Below are 571 nucleotides of genomic sequence, written 5' to 3' on the forward strand. Positions count from 1 at the left end.
TTGAAGGTAATGCACGTAAGTTTGAGGATTGGGTTAATAAATCCAATACAGCGAAAGCGGCATTTAAAGCGTTAAATACTGTTGGTGTTCAAATTTTCGGCGACTTACTCAATGCTGCTGGACGTTTTGGTGATGGTTTAGTTAACATCTTTACTCAGTTTATGCCATTGTTCAAATGGGTATCACAAGGTTTACAAAATATGAGCATTGATTTTCAGAACTGGGCAAATAGTGTCGGCGGACAGAACGCTATTAAGTCGTTCATCGAATATACCAAAGAAAATCTACCTAAAATAGGCAAGATATTTGGTAATGTATTTAAAGGTATCGGCAACTTAATGATTGCTTTTGGTCAAAACAGTGCAGGTATTTTTGATTGGCTTGTCAAAATGACGGATAAATTTAAAGAATGGTCTGAAACGGTTGGTAAATCAGAGGGCTTTAAAAAGTTTGTGAAGTATGTTGAGGAAAATGGTCCTGTAATTATGAAACTGATTGGCGATATTGTGCGTATACTTGTTGCATTTGGTAAGGCGATGGCACCAATCGCAAGTGGTTTACTAAAACTTAT

The 571-nt window shown here is 36.6% G+C and carries 1 pseudogene; it reads left to right on the top strand.

What is annotated here, in order from left to right:
- Positions 1-571: pseudogene (locus CD138_RS13530) on the top strand (terminase); the annotation flags it as partial.

Source organism: Staphylococcus intermedius NCTC 11048, from assembly GCF_002902385.1.
Lineage (GTDB): Bacteria > Bacillota > Bacilli > Staphylococcales > Staphylococcaceae > Staphylococcus > Staphylococcus intermedius.